This is a genomic window from Planococcus koreensis (genome assembly GCF_004761975.1).
In the GTDB taxonomy this organism is placed as follows: domain Bacteria; phylum Bacillota; class Bacilli; order Bacillales_A; family Planococcaceae; genus Planococcus; species Planococcus koreensis.
This window is the reverse complement of the sequence record NZ_RQII01000040.1, coordinates 1-18,060: the sequence shown is the minus strand read 5'-3', so window position 1 is coordinate 18,060 and position 18,060 is coordinate 1. Positions and strand designations below refer to the sequence as shown.

Annotated in this window: 15 protein-coding genes and 1 riboswitch; of the genes, 4 read left to right on the top strand and 11 right to left on the bottom strand. The window is 48.7% G+C overall.

Features of this window, described 5'->3' with window-relative positions; all coding sequences use genetic code 11:
- Positions 1 to 10: 10 nt before the first annotated feature.
- Positions 11 to 1,408, top strand: a complete 1,398-nt coding sequence (locus tag EGV91_RS09415) for a bifunctional metallophosphatase/5'-nucleotidase (RefSeq protein WP_135502984.1) — start codon at positions 11 to 13, stop codon at positions 1,406 to 1,408.
- Between the two features lie 48 nt (positions 1,409 to 1,456).
- Here the strand turns inward: EGV91_RS09415 and EGV91_RS09410 are convergent, their stop codons facing one another.
- The 5 genes from EGV91_RS09410 to EGV91_RS09390 all read right to left on the bottom strand — a co-directional run bounded on the left by EGV91_RS09410 (position 1,457) and on the right by EGV91_RS09390 (position 7,172).
- Entirely contained in the window at positions 1,457 to 3,076 is a 1,620-nt protein-coding gene (locus tag EGV91_RS09410; protein ID WP_135502982.1) for a glycoside hydrolase family 13 protein, read from the bottom strand.
- 517 nt (positions 3,077 to 3,593) lie between these two features.
- Positions 3,594 to 4,577 (bottom strand): SPFH domain-containing protein, encoded by a 984-nt coding sequence (locus tag EGV91_RS09405; protein ID WP_135502979.1) that lies wholly within the window; start codon positions 4,575 to 4,577, stop codon positions 3,594 to 3,596.
- Positions 4,578 to 4,602: 25 nt separating this feature from the next.
- Positions 4,603 to 5,388: a TPM domain-containing protein gene (locus EGV91_RS09400; protein WP_241666161.1), complete on the bottom strand. Its 786-nt coding sequence runs from the start codon at positions 5,386 to 5,388 to the stop codon at positions 4,603 to 4,605.
- Complete coding sequence (locus tag EGV91_RS09395; RefSeq protein WP_135502976.1) at positions 5,382 to 6,410, bottom strand: TFIIB-type zinc ribbon-containing protein; 1,029 nt, start codon at positions 6,408 to 6,410, stop codon at positions 5,382 to 5,384. The genes EGV91_RS09400 and EGV91_RS09395 overlap by 7 nt, the downstream gene beginning before the upstream one ends.
- 48 nt (positions 6,411 to 6,458) lie before the next feature.
- On the bottom strand, positions 6,459 to 7,172 hold the full coding sequence (locus tag EGV91_RS09390) for a PspA/IM30 family protein (protein WP_135502973.1): 714 nt from the start codon (positions 7,170 to 7,172) through the stop codon (positions 6,459 to 6,461).
- A gap of 598 nt (positions 7,173 to 7,770) precedes the next feature.
- A riboswitch (purine riboswitch) is annotated at positions 7,771 to 7,873 on the top strand.
- Positions 7,874 to 8,015: 142 nt separating this feature from the next.
- Here EGV91_RS09390 and EGV91_RS09385 point away from each other — a divergent pair.
- Positions 8,016 to 8,888 carry a 5'-methylthioadenosine/S-adenosylhomocysteine nucleosidase gene (locus tag EGV91_RS09385; protein WP_135502971.1) on the top strand — a complete coding sequence of 291 codons (873 nt, stop codon included), beginning with the start codon at positions 8,016 to 8,018 and terminating at the stop codon, positions 8,886 to 8,888.
- Between the two features lie 441 nt (positions 8,889 to 9,329).
- Here the strand turns inward: EGV91_RS09385 and EGV91_RS09380 are convergent, their stop codons facing one another.
- Together EGV91_RS09380 and EGV91_RS09375 are read right to left on the bottom strand one after the other, a co-directional pair.
- Positions 9,330 to 10,214: a YitT family protein gene (locus EGV91_RS09380; protein ID WP_135502968.1), complete on the bottom strand. Its 885-nt coding sequence runs from the start codon at positions 10,212 to 10,214 to the stop codon at positions 9,330 to 9,332.
- 427 nt (positions 10,215 to 10,641) lie between these two features.
- Positions 10,642 to 11,916 (bottom strand): M48 family metallopeptidase, encoded by a 1,275-nt coding sequence (locus EGV91_RS09375; protein WP_135502965.1) that lies wholly within the window; start codon positions 11,914 to 11,916, stop codon positions 10,642 to 10,644.
- Between the two features lie 201 nt (positions 11,917 to 12,117).
- Here EGV91_RS09375 and EGV91_RS09370 point away from each other — a divergent pair, with 201 nt between their 5' ends.
- Complete coding sequence (locus tag EGV91_RS09370) at positions 12,118 to 12,828, top strand: metal-binding protein ZinT (protein ID WP_135502962.1); 711 nt, start codon at positions 12,118 to 12,120, stop codon at positions 12,826 to 12,828.
- Between the two features lie 80 nt (positions 12,829 to 12,908).
- Here the strand turns inward: EGV91_RS09370 and EGV91_RS09365 are convergent, their stop codons facing one another.
- Positions 12,909 to 13,130, bottom strand: a complete 222-nt coding sequence (locus EGV91_RS09365) for a hypothetical protein (protein WP_135502960.1) — start codon at positions 13,128 to 13,130, stop codon at positions 12,909 to 12,911.
- A 144-nt stretch (positions 13,131 to 13,274) separates the two neighbouring features.
- Between EGV91_RS09365 and EGV91_RS09360 the strand changes: the two genes are divergently transcribed.
- Positions 13,275 to 13,844 (top strand): DUF4256 domain-containing protein, encoded by a 570-nt coding sequence (locus EGV91_RS09360; protein ID WP_135502957.1) that lies wholly within the window; start codon positions 13,275 to 13,277, stop codon positions 13,842 to 13,844.
- A 105-nt stretch (positions 13,845 to 13,949) separates the two neighbouring features.
- Here EGV91_RS09360 and EGV91_RS09355 read toward each other — a convergent pair whose 3' ends face one another.
- The 3 genes from EGV91_RS09355 to EGV91_RS09345 form a co-directional block, all read right to left on the bottom strand.
- A complete protein-coding gene (locus EGV91_RS09355; protein ID WP_135502953.1) occupies positions 13,950 to 15,083 on the bottom strand; it encodes a mannitol-1-phosphate 5-dehydrogenase in 1,134 nt (377 codons plus the stop codon).
- A gap of 5 nt (positions 15,084 to 15,088) precedes the next feature.
- Positions 15,089 to 17,173, bottom strand: coding sequence for a BglG family transcription antiterminator (locus EGV91_RS09350; protein WP_135502950.1), 2,085 nt, complete (start codon positions 17,171 to 17,173; stop codon positions 15,089 to 15,091).
- A 100-nt stretch (positions 17,174 to 17,273) separates the two neighbouring features.
- Positions 17,274 to 18,060: PTS sugar transporter subunit IIA (locus tag EGV91_RS09345; RefSeq protein ID WP_158290597.1), on the bottom strand; the 787-nt coding region annotated here is incomplete at its 5' end.

The following is an 18,060-nucleotide window of genomic DNA, read 5'->3' as shown; positions in this document are numbered from 1 at the left end:
GAGGATTCTCATGAAACTCAAAATCATACATACGAACGATGTTCACAGCAATTACGACAATTTCGCACGTGCCGCCACATTGATCAGACTACTGAAAGATGAAAACACGCTCGTGCTCGACGGCGGTGATTTCGCCGACTTCAAAAGCATCGAGTTGCAGGGCACTCGGGGCATCGCCGCACTCGAACTGCTCCAGTCAGTCGGCTATGACGCCATGACCATCGGCAATAACGAGATGTTCAACGGCATGGATACGCTTGAACACATGGCAGCGGCAAGCCCGTTCCCGTTCATCAGCAATAATTTGCTGAAAAAAGACCGTACGGAAATCAAAGGCGTCGTGAAAAGTACCATCTTGCATAAAAACGGTCTGCGAATCCTCGTCACCGGCTCTTCGCCCGACCTTGATGTCTTCAATGATGGGCTTGGCATCAGCGTATTGGATTACACCGAAATGACGCAACAGGAAATCAAGCGCTATGCCGGCGAGTATGATTTGTGCATTTTGCTCAGCCACGTCAGCACGGTTGCGGATGAAGAGCTGGCACAAGCCATCCCTGAAATTGATGTCATCATTTCCGCCCATGACCACAAGCTGTATCCGCAGGCAAAAATAGCCTATGGCACGATTATGAACAGCGCAGGAAACTTCGCCGAGCATATCGGCATCATTGAACTTGAGGTGAACGGCGGCAAAGTGGAATTGCTCAAATCGGCTACCCATCCGACAGGAGAGGCGGCAAAAGATGCGGCCATTCTCGAAATCCTGAAAACCAATAAAGCGAAAGCAATCGCCGCTTTAGGCAAGCCCCTCTACACCTTGCAGCAGCCGCTTTGGCACGACGTCATTGAAGAAAATCCGCTAACCAACCTGATCGCAGACGGCTTGCGCGACATGATGGAATGCGACATCAGCCTGATCAATAGCGGCATCGCCAATGCCGGTTTGTTCCAATACGTCTCCCGCCAAAAGCTGATTGAAGTCTGCCCTTCTCCACTGAATCCAACTTCTTTTGAAATTTTAGGCAAGCATTTGAAAGAAGCACTCACCCAATCGCTGGACGCGCAAGTATGCCTCGCTGATGGCCGAGGACCGGGATTCCGTGGGAAATTCGTCGGCCGCCTTCATGTATCGGGCGCTACAGTTATCCACGATGGCAACCGTGTCCAGGAAGTTTTGGTCAACGGCGAACTGCTCGACGACAGCCGCTGGTACAAAGTCGCCAGTTCCGATTACTTGCAGCGCGGTTCCGGCTACTTGCCACTGGCCCACAACCGGAATGCCCGCTACATGGCCGAAGAAATCAAAGACGTCATCCAGCTTTACGCGAACAAACCGGAATTTGTGGAGCAAGCTTTCATCATGCGCACCACAACAGAAGCAAAAGCTTTGATCCAAAAAACATAAAAAGAGCTGCATGCCCCTCGTAAGCATCGGGGAATGCGGCTCTTTTGACTATTTGTTGATCAATTCATACACACGTGCTTCATACGGCAGCAATTGTTTCGGATCGAGCCCTTGGTAATTCGCCAGCAAAATGGTGCCGTCTTTCGGCTCATCCCAATAGCACGGGAATCCGGTTAAGTTCACGGCCACCAATACCGTCCGGCCATCAAAATGGCGCTTATATGCGTAGATCGAATCATGGCCGGCGTTTGCCAATTCATAGCAGCCGTAAATTAGTACATCATTGTGCTTGCGCAGCCAAATCATTTGCTTATAGAAGGCCAGCACCGAATGCGGGTCCTGCAGCTGCGCTTCCACGTTCAAGTATGTGTAATTCGGATTGACGCGCATCCACGGTTCCGCATCCGAGAAACCGGCATGCGCGTTTCCGTCCCATTGCATCGGTGTCCGTGAATGGTCACGGCTTTGCGGGCGGATGAGCGTCATTACTGCGTCGTGTCCCATGCCAGCCGAGCGGTTTAAGTGGTACATATTTTTCGTTTTAACATCGTTATAATGTTCAAGCTCTTCGAATGGCGCATTCGTCATGCCGATTTCCTGCCCTTGGTAGATGAACGGTGTGCCTTGCATGAAGAAATACATGCAGGCAATCGCCGTCGCACTCTCACGCCAGTATTCGCGGTCATTGCCCCATGAAGACACGATGCGCGGCTTGTCATGGTTTTCGATGAACAATGCGTTCCAGCCGTGGCCTTCGACGCCATTCTGCCATTTCGTCAATACTTCTTTCAAGCGAGGCACATCAATGCCATGGATTTTTCTGTCCCATAAGCTCATGCTTTCGAATTGGAACACCATATTGAATTTGCCGTCTTCTTCGCCGATCCATTCTTCAACGTCCTCGACTTTTACGCCATTCGCTTCGCCGACCGTCATGATGTCGCGGCCTGCGAATGTCTTGTCGCGCAGTTCCGTTAGCATCGGCTGGATGCCGTCGACATTCATCATTTTATGCCAAGCTTCGACATAGAGATTTTGTTCCGGATCGTGGACATCGGTCAAATCCTTTTTGATGTGGCTGATGGCGTCAACACGGAATCCATCAATTCCCTTGTCGAGCCACCAATTCACCATATCATACAGCGCTTGGCGGACTTCTTCGTTCTCCCAGTTCAAATCCGGCTGTTTTTTGGAGAATAAATGCAAATAATATTGTTTCGTTTCCTGATCGTATTCCCAAGCGGAACCGCCGAAAATACTTTCCCAGTTCGTCGGCTCGTCACTCCAGATGTACCAATCGCGCTTGGCATTATCCAGCGAGGCACGCGATTCCATAAACCATGGGTGTTCGTCGCTTGTGTGGTTGATGACAAGGTCGATAATCAGTTTCATGCCGCGCGCATGGACTTCTGCCAACAAGCGGTCAAAATCCTCCATCGTGCCGAACTCTTCCATGATGCCTTGGTAATCGCTGATGTCGTAGCCGTTATCGTCATTTGGCGATTTGTACATCGGGCAAATCCAGATAACATCGATGCCAAGATCTTTCAAATAATCCAATTTGCTCGTGACGCCATTGATATCGCCAATGCCGTCCCCATTCGAATCCATGAAACTGCGAGGATACACTTGATATGCGACTGCTTCTTTCCACCATTTTCTCTTCATAACTGATCCCTCACAAAGACTGGGGCTTCATCCTGTTCTAACCAATCGGCTACAGCCGTCGATTCTATGCGAATAGGCCCATCTGTCTGTTCTATATAATAGCTTATTTCCATCGTCCAGCAGCAATTCTAATAAAAAAATAAATTCCAGTTGCCAGTGTAGCAGAATTCGCCAGGAACACCAAGACATTTTACTAGTATTTCTTTGTGAGAAAATCGAATGGGGAAGAAACACCTCTTTTCGGTTTTGATTTCCTATTATATAACCGATTTCAAGCTTTGAAAACCTTAATTTTAAACTATTTTCAGATAAATCTAAAATAACATTTTGTAGCCGTTTTCATTACCATTTTTCTGGGTTATACAGGAATTCTGTTGCAAAAATTCAAGGCAAAATGTGAATTCCACAAGCGTTACCTAGGGCCTATATGGAAAAAATCCCAATCCATGGCAATGTGAATTGCCGTGGATTGGGATTTGGTTTTATTCCGTGCAATTGATATTGAAAAAACGGCTTATTAATACAGTTTCTGCCCGCAATTCGAACAGAATTTTGCCCCTTCGGTTTTCTGTCCACAGTTCGGGCAGAAGTTTGGAGCCTGGCCAGTGGATTCAGAAGCTGCCTCTTCATTTTTTGGCGGAGTTTGGGCTTGCCCGCCGTCTTTCATGCCTTCCATCATTTCCTTCGCCATGCCCATGCCCATCATCATACCGGCCATATCCGCTGCATTTCCTGCACCGGAAGATTTCCCTGAAGCCATGGCATCGGTCATCGATACCTGCTGGTATTTTTTCATGTCGCCGACCATGCCGTAGGAAGCGTTTTTGTTGATCATGTCTTGGATTTCCTTCGGATAGTTAAAACTCATGATCTGGAAGCCCATGATTTTCATGCCGTCGTCCATCAATTCCATATTGAGGTCGTCCTGGATGCCGGCTCCGATTTCATGCGCGTTCGCCTGCAGGTTGAACATGTCCTTGCCTTCCCTTGGAATCCATTTCATCAACAGCTGATCCAAAATAGCCGTGATGCGGATTTTCACATCTTCCACTAAGTAGCTGTTGCGCACACCTGCTATTTTGTCGATTAACGCGAGATAATCGTTCACTTTGAATTGGAACGTGCCGTTCGCGCGAATCGGCATGCCTCCAGGAAGCCCCGGCGCCTGAATGTTGATCGGATTTTGGGTTCCCCACCGGACGGTGAATTCTTTCGTATTAACAAAGAGCACTTCCACCCGCATGCCGCTGTTGAAACCAAAACGGAAACCTTTCAATGTCGACAGGAAGGGCACGATTTGCGACTCGATGTCGTATTCGCCTTCGTCTTCAAAAATCCCCTCCACTTTTCCGTGGTCGAGGAAAATAGCGTCCTGGCCAGGGCGGATGACGAGTTTACTGCCTTTTTTAATTTCCTTATTGTTCCATTTCCAGAAAATCATATCCTCCCTGAATTCTTCCCATTCCACTACATCTGCAAATTGATTGCCGAAAAATGCCATGCTGTTCATTCCTTCCGTGTATTGCTTAGAATTTGCGGCCGCCTCCGCTGAAGGAACGGCCTCCGCCGGTCATGCCGCCTCCACCGAAGCCGCCCCCGCTACCTTTGTTCTGCTGGACTTTGGTGCGGCTCACTGTTTTGTTTCGGAAACGGTCTTCGCGGTTCGTCACTTGCGTATTTTTGCCGTCAAAATACGTGCGCGGCGTCGTGGTGACACGACCGCCGGAGTTATAAAGCATCGAACCGACAATCCCGCCGCCGAGGATTAGCGCAACCAAGGCATGGAACCACGTTTTCAGGAAAATGCTTTCCGGATTGACGCCGGGGCGGTAATCCATGTATTCGCTTGAAGCCGCCATTGTCTCTTCAAAGGCACCGCCATAATCGCCTGCCTGCAAATCCGGTACGATGCGGTCAAGCACAAGGTCAATGCGCTCGTCATCGAGCGATGTTTCCGCTGTGCCGAAACCGGACAGGAACACTTCGCGGCTCGCAATGTCGATTGTCAGCAGCACGGCGTTTTCCTGGCTATTGTCGACCGCCCATTGATCAAAGAAATCGCCCATGAATGTCACGATATCTTTTCCTTCCATGCCATTCACCGTCAAAAATAGAAAATCGACATCTTCCTCGCGGCTGTATTTTGCCGCTTCCGCTTCTAACTCCTGCGCTTCAATGCTATTCAGCAAATCGGCATTATCGTAAATGTGCTGATCTGCCACGGCAAAAGCTGCTGATGCGCCGGCAAGCCAGAAAATACAGATGAATGCCAGCAACAAGAAAGGGGTTTTCCATGCCATTCGCTTCACCATAGAACACCACCCACCAAGTATGCTGCGGCTTTCATCAGTGCAAATGCGCCGCCGGCAATGCCAATGAACCAGCCTGCGACCTTCGCTCCGCTGATTGGCGGCTTGCCAACCACTTTGCCGGTCTGGCCGTTCATCGCAAAGGTATGTTCCTTGTTTTCAAAATCGTAATACACCATCCATACCGGAAATAACGTGTAATAAGCTTGTTTTTTATGGGCATGAATCTGTTTATTGGTGTAGCTGACCGTAGAATAACCGGATATTGTCGTCGCGATGTACGCATCAATGTAAGGGACGATTTTCGACTCAACGCGCGAAAACAGGGACTCATCATCATAATCGTATTTCTCCGACAGATAGCCCGCGAGATAAGGCATCCTGAAATCCTTCAATTCCTGATAATCATACGGCTCGAGTTTGTCCATCAATAAGTCGTCCATCTTCTCGGAAGCATCCGCCGGCACTTTCAAATAGCTGAGGTCAATATCCCGGTAAACATCGTAAAACTCAGTTTCCGTGTAGATTGTATCCCCAGTTGTGTAGCTCCGCGTCCGTGTAGCGACTGCTGCCACTTCAGCGCTGCCATCGATGTCGTACAGCCAGAACGGCACGTACATCCCGGTCATTTTCTTGATGCGGTCGCCGCTCATAAAACCTCTTGGCGACAAGCGGCCTTTGCCTGTCCATTTGCGGAATGCGGCCTCTGCCTCTTCCCGGCTGACGGAAAAAGGTATGACTTTGGCCGGAGCGAAATCGCCCGTCAAGCGGTCCGACAGCACGACCGGCGCGCCGCAGAAACTGCAATGCGTCGCAGTCGTTTCCGCTTCCGTCAATAGGACGGCACCGCAATTCTCGCAATGGTATTCTTTTGCTTCATCCGTTTCTACGGTAAGTTCTATGTTCTCTGGAGGGAAGGTTTCTATATCTTCCTGCCTGCCGCAGCTCGGGCAGGACAACTTGCCCGACTCGCTGTCGAACGCCATATCCGAACCGCAATTCGGACATTTATAATGCGTGACCATCGCTTTCCACTCTCCTTGGCCTGCAGAATCCCATTGCACGGGCCTTTATCAAGCTTTATTGACCTGATTTTTCAGCGCTTCCAGCTCCGCTTCCACGTCGGCGCCTGCTTTCAATGCATCCAATTGCTGGTCAACAGATGAATCCGCATCATATTTCTTCGCGAGATCCTTGATGTCGACGTCCTTATTCTTATTCAGCTCAGACATCGCCATTGCTTCGTCAAGCTCCCGATTGATCTTTTCTTCCATCTTGTCAAAAGCTGAAATTGTCTTGCCCGTTCCGCTGAATGAATCATTGAATTCGTTCATGCGCTCTTGCGTCCGTGCAACAGCCGCCTTGCCTTTCAGCTTGTCGCGGCGGGATTCCAGCTCCTCGATATCCGACTCCAATTTTTCATGCATTTCGCGCATCTGTGCAGTATTGGCTGACGCCAATTCAGCCGCTGTCTTCAAGTCTTTTTCTTTATCGGCAAGCTCGGCTTTGCGCTGCAGGAATTTTCGGGCATCGTCTTCATTCCCGGCTTCGAGCGCTTTCACCGCATAGCGCTGCATATCATCCAGTTCTTTTTGCAGCTCTTCCAGCTCCCGGCGCTCCCGCTTTTCTGCGGCCATGATGGCGGCCGTTTCCGATTTCACTTTGCCAAGGTCGCTGTTCAAATCGCGCAAATACTGGTCGATCATCTTTTCTGGATCCTCCGCATTGTCCAGCATTGCGTTGATATTGCTCGCCATTATGTCTCTGAAACGTTTTAAGATTTCCATCATCATTCTCCTTTTTCGTTTTTTATTTTTTGGACTGCCAGACAGCCCTCTTAAAATTTGAATTACCCTTTAACCCTTTGCTTTAAGCATGGCCGTCAATGCTTTTGGAAGCTATTCGGCACATAAACATATAAATGAAACGCCTGGAAGAATTTTCGTTTTGCCGTCGAATCCTATAGGTGAATTAGAGGACTTGGAAACCGATCGAGCTTTGAAAATGAAGATAAAAATCAAGCGTTAATCGGCTCCTTCAGTAAAAGCAACCAGCTGCTGACGAAAGGAATTGTTCTTCCTCAAACACCCCCACGTGATTGAACGGCTGCAACCTCGATCCCCCAAAGTTAAAAGTGAATAGCTTCCAATGGCGTTGAACTTGTAAGACACGAGGAAATCATTAACCCATCGAAGCAAATTATATAAGCAGTTTCCCAAGTGACTAAGTATAGTCAAAAAGAATTAAAACCGATAATAATAGTAATAAATTATAATTAACGGTAGGATTCACACCTATAAACCGAACTATTAATAGTTAATTCGTTTCAAATGTTCGCTTTTAGCTTGACTGCCACTTAGGCGGTTGTTATATTAGCGAAGTACTAAAAAGAAACTTAACAGCTCTCGTATATGCCCAGTAATATGGTCTGGGTGTTTCTACCAAGTTCCCAAAAATGAACTGGACTACGGGTTAGGGTATTGATGTTGGTGATTCTTGGCATTTTGTAGTTTGCCGGACAATTGATGCTTTGACTTTGCGGGTCCGAGAGGTAGAGCACATGCTACCTGTTTCGGCCTTTTTTGTTTGGCTATACGGAGAGCGTATTTGACAACAAGGAGGAATACATCATGAAAAAAGTTAAAGCGCATCAGATTTTATTCCTGTTGCTGGCCCTGCTGTTAGTCCTCACGGGATGCAGTTCAACTACGGCAACAGAAGCAAAAGAAAAACCCCAGCGCCCCATCCTGATTCAAGGGCCCATGCCGATTGAAGCGGAAAAATTTGCGGAACGGCTGGAAAATGTGAAAGCAGAAGAGTCAGGATCAACTTTTGAATTCTATAGCGGCACTGTGGAAGGGTATCCGGTCATCGTTGTCAAAACTGGAAAAGGCATGGCAAACACAGGTGCGGCTACAGCATTGGCGATTGAAAAATACAATCCCGCAGCAATCATCAACCAAGGAACTTCAGGTGGACATGATCCAGCGTTGAACGTCTTTGATATTGTGCTCGGCAAACGTTCAGTAAATATAGGCGCATTAAAAACCGGCGATTTGGTGGAAGGCGAAGGAATCGAACCAACCGAATGGAAGCCGATGGACCTGATGGCTTCAGAAGGAAGTGCCGGGGAAGATCCGGATGCTGAAAATATCCGCTATAACGATGGTGATGAAGGATTGCTGGCTGCGGCCAATGCCGTCAAAGATACATATACCAAAGGAAAAGTAGTAGAAGGCACAATCGGTTCTGCTGATTTTTGGAACAATGAAGTGGACCGGATCAACTGGCTCCATGAAAAATACGGAACATCTGTAGAAGAAATGGAAACCGCATCCGCTGCCCAGATTTCTGCAGCTTACGACATTCCATTTCTTGGCATCCGCATCTTATCGAACAACAAAACAAACGAAGGTGCGTACAATCCTGACACCGCATCGGCTAACCAGGACTATGTCTACGAAGTCGTGAAAGAATACATCTCAACTCTTTCAAACAACTAATTCTGTATTTTGTGTAAGACTTCTCTTAAACTTGCATGCCCTTGCCTCGAAACATTCAGGCAAGGGCATTTTTTGATTCATACAAGACCATTCCATGTCCGGAAACTCTTCCAGATACTCCGCCAATTTAAAAAGCCGCATGGCACGATGCGGCTCTTCTGGCGGCACTCATTTAGCCCAGTGGTGCAAATAGAAATACGCCATGATGAGAACAACCGCAATCGCAGCCAAAACAAGCATCGGCACGAACCCAAAAGTCGCTTCCATCTGACACCCACCTCCTTTTCTTTCATCATAAACCTATCCAGCAGAAATGAAAACCATTTTATCAGATAATTCCGACAAAATAGAAATGCGCGTTCGGCGAAGTGTGGAATGGCCGTAAAAGCAAAACAGCCCTGCCGATAGATGCCGGCGAGGCTGTTTTCGATTGGTCCATTTTTAACTTGTTTGTTCCGAAGTTTCCGGTACCGAACGGTAAACCGTTTCGGGATTCTTTTTGTAATTGTCGTCTCGGCGGAAATTGCCCATGACTTCCATCGTCTCGGTGATGCTGACGAAAGCATGCGGATCGATTTCCTTGATGAGCGGGCGCACATGCGCAAGCTCATAGCGTGTGATGACGGTGTAGAGCACTTTGACTTTATTGCCCGAATAGGCGCCCTCGCCGTCGGTTACTGTAATGCCGCGGTAAAGGTTCGCCAGCATTTTCTGTTTGACGGCATCGCCTTGGGTGGTGACCACCATGAGGCTGAGCTTGATGTGGCGCGTATGAATGCGGTCAACGACGAGGCCGGTGATGTAAATCGAAGCCATCGTATACATCGCGAGTTCCCATGAGAAGATGAAACCCGATACGAAAACGACGAGGCTGTTGAGCCCGAACACCATAAAGCCCAGCGGAATATCGCGTTTCATCGTCAGCAGCAAGCCGACAACGTCAAAGCCGCCAGTCGAACCGTAGAAGCGGATGATGAAACCGACGCCGATGCCGACGAGCACGCCGCCGAATACCGATGACAGCAAGGCATCTTCCGTCACCTTCATGACCGGGATGTAAAGCATCGTGACCGAAGTCACTGCGACGGAATAGACGCTGTTGAGGATGAACATCTTGCCGAGCTTCATCCAGCCCAGCACCAAAATCGGGATGTTCAGCAAAAGCAGCCAGACACCGGCATTGATCGGTGTCATCAAGCTGAAGATCATCGCTACCCCCGTGATGCCGCCTGATAAGATTTCGTGTGGCAATAAAAACATATTAAATGCGAATCCAAGCAGGACTGATCCTGCGAAAATGATTCCTGCGCTGTAAAGTTTGTCCATTGAAATTCTCCGTTCCTTTTTAACTTGGCACCTGAAAAAATCCCGCAAAAAAAGGCCGGGCATCTTCCGCTCCGCCTTTGTGGCTGTGGCACAATGTATCAAATTATAGGGGATGGCGCTGCTCGAACGCAAGCTTTATTTACCAACAAACCGTAAGTCTTTCAGGCGTCCTGGGGAATTATCCACTGCTGAAGTCCAGTTCTCACTTGGACAATTTTCTGTGGGCGTCATAACTACTAATTCTTTTCGATAATCATACACCATACACCAGAAAAAACGCATCGGTACCGACGCACCCGCTTTTCCGTTATGCGGTTTATATGAATGAGGAAAGAATTGCGGGATGGCACTTTACGCGTTCAATATATCGACAAGACCCCATAATCCTGCCATGAAAAAAACGGCAGCTCCAGCGCTGCCGCTTCGGTCATTCGTTGAGCATTTCCATGAACTCGGCTTCTGTACTCGCCGGCATCGCGTCCAAAGCGCTTGTCCCTGACGGACTCATCACCAGCGGGTCCGCCCCGTTTGCAACGAGCATGCGGGCCGTTTCATAATCTTCGTACAGCACGGCAGTCTCAAGTGCCGTCGAGTAAGCATCGCTCGTATTGACTTCTGCACCTGCTTCGACCAACCGTTCAGCGATTTCCGTTTCCCCGCCATTCACTGCGTACATCAAGGCATCCGCTCCGTCTACATCCTTGGCATTGATATCCACTCCATCTGCAAGCGCCGCTTCGACAGCGGACAGATCGCCATTATACGATGCGTTCATCAATGGGGTCTCGCCTTCAACTGCAAATAGGGATTCCTCAGAAAAAACATCCGGCAGCTGCGAATAAACCATTCCGCCTCCCGCAAACAACAGGGGCACAGCGATATAAACGCCGGTGAAGACCGCAGACAGCGCCAACGCGCCCAAGACAATCTTGCCTTGGTTCGGTTTGTATAAATAACTGTCGGTGCCCGAAAATTGTTCGATTGACTGGATGCGTTTCGGCAAATGAGGATGCGTCGACAACACTTCACTTAACCAGACAATGCCATTCGACTCTGTTTCGATCTGTTCACGATAAGCGTCTTCGTTGACTTCCAAGTACATTTTCTTGCCGATGCCAAGCAGCGTCAGCGCATGCTTAGCTGCACTTGCGTCCTGGATCGTATACGCCGCATGGCGGTCGCAGGTGTATTCGCACGAACGGCTATAGGCCTGTGCCAAAAATGGAATGAACCCGGCTGGCAGGATGAAGAGGTTTTTCCAGACATGGCGGCGTTTGATATGCGCGAGTTCATGCGCAATGATGAAATCCAGCTCCGCTTCCCCTTTTTCACGCGCCAATTCAAATACTTCCGAATACAAGACGACCATATCACGGCCTAAAAAGCGGGTCGCAAAGGCATTCAATGCACCTTCTGACTGGATGACGAAAACGTCCGGAACTTTTTTCAGTTCCATTTGCTTTGCAAGTACCTGTACACGGTCGTAGACGTCGCCAAATTGGCGTTCATGGATGCGCACACCATTGCCGCGGATCGATCCGAGCATTATGGCGTTGGCATACAGGATAAATACGGCAATCGCAAGGACAATCGCAATGCCGAAAATCGATACGGCTGCGAGCACATAGACCAAGATGCTGGTCAATACGCTGAATACAAAATAGATTGTTTCTCTTTCTGATTGAATCTTATGCGAGTTCATGTGATCTTCCCTTCGATTGTACTGATTCCATTATATCAGCACTAAAGGTCTAGATAATATACTTTATTTTGAATTAAAAAATGGAATCATAAAATTAAATAACCGTTCCATATTTTCACTATTCTTTTTTTGGACATTTCGGATTTCTATCTGTATAATCATAAATTGTAATCATTACGATTTAAAAAAAGGAGTGTTCACATGAATTATTCATTAATCAAAGGGCTTGGCATACTCGGCCTTGCAGCCTTGCTCGCTGCAGGTTGCCAAACGGCTGATTCTCCAGAGCCAGCAACGGAGGCACAATCCGCTTCTGCTGAAGCCAAGAAAACACAAGTTGCAGCGGAAAACGAAAGCCTGTCGCGCGATGAAAAAGCGCAGATCTACGCTGGTTATTTTGACGACAGCCTAGTAGCTGACCGTCCGCTTTCCGATTGGGCCGGTGACTGGCAATCGGTCTTTCCCCTTCTTGAAAATGGTGATCTCGATGGCGTATTCGCCGACAAAGCCGCGCATTCAGATGATATGACCGCTGAGGAATACAAAGACTATTACACAGAAGGCTATAAAACCGACATCGAACGGTTGATCATCACAGAAGACAGCGTCAGCTTTTTCAAGAACGGCGAAGAAAAGACTGGCCGCTATACATATGATGGTTTTGAAATCCTGGACTACGAAGCCGGCAACCGCGGCGTGCGCTTTGTCTTTAAACTAGAGGAGGAAACAGATGGCTTGCCGCGCTTTATCCAATTCAGCGACCACGCCATCTTCCCGACTGACGCCGACCATTACCACATTTACTTTGGCGACGACCGTGAAGCTTTGCTTGAAGAAGTCTTAAATTGGCCGACGTTTTACCCGTCAGACATGGACGGTGCTGGCATTGCAGAAGAAATGATGGCGCATTAACAGCCAAAAAAGCCGCCGGAACAGGATTCCGGCGGCTGTCTTTTTTAGCTATGTGGCTGCTTGCGCTTTTAATTTTCTGCTTACTTTTCGCTTTGGGTATTTCGCGGCTGCTCGTCCGATACATGTTTTGAATGCTCTTTCGCATCTTCCATTTCTTCTTTTCCTTTGACCTCTTCATAATCCGTTGCTTTACTATCTCCATCCAACGCTTCCTTGGTTTTGTTGATCGCTTTGTCAATTCCGGATTCGCGGGCCCCTACTTGTTTTTCAGGCGTCCGCCCTGCTGTACCTTTTCTAGCCATTGCCGATCCCTCCTGTTTAAATGATTAGTTATGGTTTACCCCTTCACGGCATTAATAATCCCCATTAAAAAGAGATACCCTAAAATCTGCAAACTGTCATATACTTAAATCATACTTATTCCAACTACCAAGGAGGAAACAGAGATGACAAAAAGCACGAGCGCTGTATTGACCACTGAACAACACGATGAATTGCTCAGCGTGCTCAAAGAACGGTTTGAGAAGCATATGGAGCGCCATGAAACGCTCCAGTGGGACAATGTCCGAGCAAAGCTTGAAAGCGCTGCTGGCAAGCTCTGGTCGCTGCATGAGATGGAACGGACAGGCGGCGAGCCGGATGTCGTCGCTTATGATGAAGTGGCTGACATCTATACCTTTATGGATTGTGCACCGGAAAGCCCTTCTGGCCGCCGGAGCTTGTGCTATGACCAAAAGGCGCTCGACGCACGAAAGAAAAACAAGCCGGAAAACAGCTCGCTCAATATGGCAGAAGCCATGGGCATCGAAATGCTGACGGAAGAGCAATACCGTGCGCTGCAGGAGCTTGGCAACTTCGATATGAAGACGTCGAGCTGGGTGCAGACGCCAGCCGATGTCCGGGACCGCGGCGGTGCCCTGTTCTGTGATTTCCGCTACGGCCGCGTCTTCTTATACCATAACGGTGCCGATTCCTATTACGCCGCACGCGGTTTCCGCGGGATGTTGAACATTTAAGAACCGGTTTTTCTTTCTAAACAATAAAAAAGGAGCTTCCTGGGCAGGACATCTGCCTCGGAAGCTCTTTTTTGCGGACTTAATTTACCGTCATTTCAATAAAACTTATAATGCCTCGTACTGGCGAATCACTTCTTGCGTGATCTCGCTGTCTTCAGCCAGTCCGCTAATTTCTTTCAAGACGGATGCCGGGCCGCCAGCTTTGATCATCTCTTGTATTTTCACTGCGTCTTCATCTTCCGGGTTGTTGAATGCCAATGCGGCAGCAATTGCCTTGGCCAGATGCGTATATGGCAATCCGGCTTTCTGAGCTTGCGTCGCCGGGCGGATCAAGCGGTCATCCGGCCCGAGTTTGCGGAGCGGTGCACGTCCTACACGCGTTACGCCATCGTTCAAAAAGGCATTTTTGAAGCGTTCGATGTTTTTATTGATATAGGCCAGATGTTCTTGTTCATCGAGGCCATATTCTTTTACGAGGTAGGCGCCTGTTTCCTTCAGCGTTTCACGCACCTGTTCTTCGATTTCCGGATCAGCCAAGGTTTGGTCGATCGTCGATTTGCCGGCAAGCGAACCGAGATACGCAATCACGGCATGGCCGGTATTGACGGTGAACAGCTTGCGTTCGATAAACGGCGCCAGGTTGTCGACAATCGTCATGCCCGTCACCGGCGGAATGTTTTCGGTCGTTTCCACAACCCATTCGTAATACGGCTCCACGAGCACGTCCAGCGAATGGCCTTCTTGGATCGGCACGATCCGGTCGACCGCTGAGTTGAAGAAAAAGACAGTGCCTTCCAGTTCGGCTTTCGACTCGTCATCCAGGTTGTCCAAAATATGGCCTTTCAAAATATCCGTGGCGCCGATCTGGTTTTCACAAGCAATGACGTACAGCTTTTCATCGGTCTCTTTCAGACGCGCAGCGATGCCTTTCGCAATGATCGGTGCGATCCGCGGCAAGATGTTCGGGCCGATCGCAGTCGTCAAATACGTCGCATGGCGGATCGCTTCGAGAACGCCCGCTTCGTCTTTCATGTTGTTGACGCCAGAGACGTTTTCAATCGTGATGCTTTCAGCTTGTGCTTGCGCCATATTCACGTGGTACTTTTTCTCCGCGTTCAATTTATTGATGACCTCTTCGGCCACATCCACGAATGTCACGTGGTAGCCCGATTCGGAAAACAACGCCCCAATAAACCCTCTGCCAATATTTCCTGCTCCAAAATGTACGGCTTGTTTCAACGTCATCAGTCCTTTATCAAATTATTTTGTAGGTATTCGTAAAATACATCTTCGAGTTTGTTCCGGATCATGCTTTCGTTCGACGATGAAAAAATCATCATCGCCGCATCGCTTTCGATTAAGCTAGAGCTGATGAGACTCAGAATTTCCTGTTCCCGATCGCTCATGTCGAGCGGCGCCAGCATCAGCAGCAAATTGCGCATCCCGACCTGTCCGCCGTCCATCCCTTTGACCGGGCACGGCATATCCAAATGCACCACTTGGAATAAAAGCTCCTGGACGGTTTCGTCGCGGCAATGGAAAAGAGCCATATTGGTATTCGGAATGCCCAGCCCGCCTTTGGATTCCCGGTCGTCCAATTGGCGCATGGTGGCATCCGCGCTCTTTATCAGTCCGTCGCGCTCTGCTTGTGCGAGCACGTCCGCGAGTACGATCCGGTGGTCCGCCGCTTGCGGATGTTTCAGCACTTTGAAATTCGCCAGGATCGCTTCCATGCTTGTTTGGACCTCTTTGATTTCCCGCAGCAGCTTCTGGACATTCGGCCGGTTGTTCTTTTTATCTCTTTCGCCTGGATTTTCCACAACCAAATACTGCTTGTTGCTGGTGATTTTTTCGATGTTGTGCTGAAGGTAGCTTTCAATCGACCCGATGTCTTTATCGCTGAGCAGCGGGCTGACCATGATGTAATCCACATCCGTCACCGGCAGGCGGATGGTCGAAATGACCAAATCGTAATCTCGGAAATCCGCCGATTGAAAGTCATTGATCGATAAAATTTCGACAGAATTGATTTCCGCCAGCTCTTTTTGGATGCGGCTCGCCAGCATCTTCGAAGTGCCGATGCCTGTCGGGCAGACGACCACCGCATCGATGCGGACCTTTTCCTCGTTCATCAGCAAAGCTGAACCGAAATGCAGGACAATGTAGGCAACTTCATTGGCTGGAAATTCAATGTCCTTGAATTCATTCTCCAGGCTTTGCTTGACCGCCATGAACAACACCGGATACTTCCGTTTGATTTCATCGGTCAGCGGATTGAACGATTCGAGGTTTTGCTTCAAGCGGAAAATTGATGGCCCCATATGTGCGAGAAGCCCTTGGTAAAGTGAAAAATCATTGGTCAAGTCGACATGCAGCTGGGATGATACATCGCCAATCAGGTTTTTAATCATCTTGCCCAGCAAGACGCTGTCATAATAAACCATGTCCGCTGCCTGCACTTTCGAGCCTTTTAATATCATCGACAAAAAATGGACGTCTTCTCCGGTCAATCGGACTCCGAGCTGCTTATGCAATTCATCGCCGAGCGTTTCCATCAATTGAAACTCACTGCTGGATTCATTCGCCAGCACAGCCGGCTCCAGCAAGAAATGCTGTTCCGTGCGCTGCAGCGCCAAACAGATATAGACAACTAAGCCGATATAATCGCTGTCGGCCAAACGCGTCTGTTTTTGATTGATGCGCTGGTTCACCAATTGATCGACCACTGACAAATAATGCGGCGAAAAATAGCCCAGGATGTTGTCATCCGAATTCTTTCCTTGCTGAAGAAAATACAAGCTTTCCACAAGCTCCTCATAAAAAGTGACGAGGAAATAACTCGCCAACGCATGGCGTTTATGGGCTTCCTGCCCTTCCACTTCGACGCCAACACCTCTGCGCCTCGACAGCTTGATAGAAAACTTATGCAGCCACTCCGCTAAATCATCCAAATAAGACGTCAGTGTAGCCGTGCTGATGCCCAATTCATTGGCAAGCACCTGCTTTTTAAAAGAAGGGCCTTCGTGCAGCAGAATGATCAGCAAACCCAGCTTCCGCTCTTCCGGCCTTTCATCAGTCGGATTGACGCTGATCAAGCTTTGCACGAGCCGGTAAATCTGCTCATTATTGCCTTCGATAAAGAGGCCTTCACTGGCGTTGCGCTTCACAACCAAATCGAATTGTTTCAGCAGTTTCTCGACCGACTTCAAATCACGCTGAATCGTCCGGGCGCTGACGTTCAAATAGGTGGATAACGAATGCACGGTATGCTTCCCTGATGTCCTGACGATCAACTCTGTGATGGATTTTTCCCTAAACGTGATATACATCAATCTCACTCACTTCACTTTTAAGTTTTCCTTCTTCAAGAGCGAGAAATGCAAAATAGAACAAAAAGGCAGGTATCCCCGCCTTTCCGTTCTTGCTTTCTTATTTTCTGTTGATGATTGCCAGCAATTCCTTAGCGGTGCGGGCTTTCACCATCTCATCTACATTGTCCTGTTCTGCACAAATGACAGCAATCCCAGATAGGATTTCCAAATGCGAACCGTCTTTGCCGGCGATGCCGAAGATCAATTTTGCACTCTCTCCATCAAAGTCTACTCCATTTGGCACCTGAACAACAGTAAAGCCTGATTTGATGACCGCTTTCTTGGCTTCTTCCGTGCCATGTGGAATGGCGACGTTATTGCCCATATACGTGGTCGTGATTTCTTCGCGCTTCAACATTTCATCAACGTAGGAAGGTTCAACGTATCCGGCTTTCACCATCACTTCTCCGGCAAAGCGGATCGCTTCTTCTTTATTGTTGAATTTCTTGTTGATGAAGATGTTTTCTTCCCGCAGCAATTGGTCGTCTTCGCTAGGCTGAACGGTGCCTGTTGCTGCTTCGCTTTCAGTGACAAGCCCTGCTTGGTCTGCAGTCACGCCGCTTTCCAGGCTGTCGATCAACTTATCGTATTCCGGGCTGGATAGGAAATTGTCCACGGAAATGTGGTAAGCGTCCGGCACTTTATGCTGCGCACGCGGCGTCAGTTTTTCCTGTGTGATAACGATTTGGGAATCATTCGGAATTGTGCTGATGGCCGTGTTTGTTACATTGATATCCAATCCTGCTTCTTTTACTTTTTTGCGCAATAGCGACGCGCCCATGGCACTCGAGCCCATTCCGGCGTCACACGCAAAGACGATTTTATGCACGTTCGTCGGGAAGACA

Coding starts and splice junctions, on each gene's coding strand:
- EGV91_RS09415 (WP_135502984.1), top strand. CDS start 11: ATGAAACTCAAAATCATACATACGAACGATGTTCACAGCAATTACGAC.
- EGV91_RS09410 (WP_135502982.1), bottom strand. CDS start 3,076: ATGAAGAGAAAATGGTGGAAAGAAGCAGTCGCATATCAAGTGTATCCT.
- EGV91_RS09405 (WP_135502979.1), bottom strand. CDS start 4,577: ATGGCATTTTTCGGCAATCAATTTGCAGATGTAGTGGAATGGGAAGAA.
- EGV91_RS09400 (WP_241666161.1), bottom strand. CDS start 5,388: ATGGTGAAGCGAATGGCATGGAAAACCCCTTTCTTGTTGCTGGCATTC.
- EGV91_RS09395 (WP_135502976.1), bottom strand. CDS start 6,410: ATGGTCACGCATTATAAATGTCCGAATTGCGGTTCGGATATGGCGTTC.
- EGV91_RS09390 (WP_135502973.1), bottom strand. CDS start 7,172: ATGGAAATCTTAAAACGTTTCAGAGACATAATGGCGAGCAATATCAAC.
- EGV91_RS09385 (WP_135502971.1), top strand. CDS start 8,016: ATGAAAAAAGTTAAAGCGCATCAGATTTTATTCCTGTTGCTGGCCCTG.
- EGV91_RS09380 (WP_135502968.1), bottom strand. CDS start 10,214: ATGGACAAACTTTACAGCGCAGGAATCATTTTCGCAGGATCAGTCCTG.
- EGV91_RS09375 (WP_135502965.1), bottom strand. CDS start 11,916: ATGAACTCGCATAAGATTCAATCAGAAAGAGAAACAATCTATTTTGTA.
- EGV91_RS09370 (WP_135502962.1), top strand. CDS start 12,118: ATGAATTATTCATTAATCAAAGGGCTTGGCATACTCGGCCTTGCAGCC.
- EGV91_RS09365 (WP_135502960.1), bottom strand. CDS start 13,130: ATGGCTAGAAAAGGTACAGCAGGGCGGACGCCTGAAAAACAAGTAGGG.
- EGV91_RS09360 (WP_135502957.1), top strand. CDS start 13,275: ATGACAAAAAGCACGAGCGCTGTATTGACCACTGAACAACACGATGAA.
- EGV91_RS09350 (WP_135502950.1), bottom strand. CDS start 17,173: ATGTATATCACGTTTAGGGAAAAATCCATCACAGAGTTGATCGTCAGG.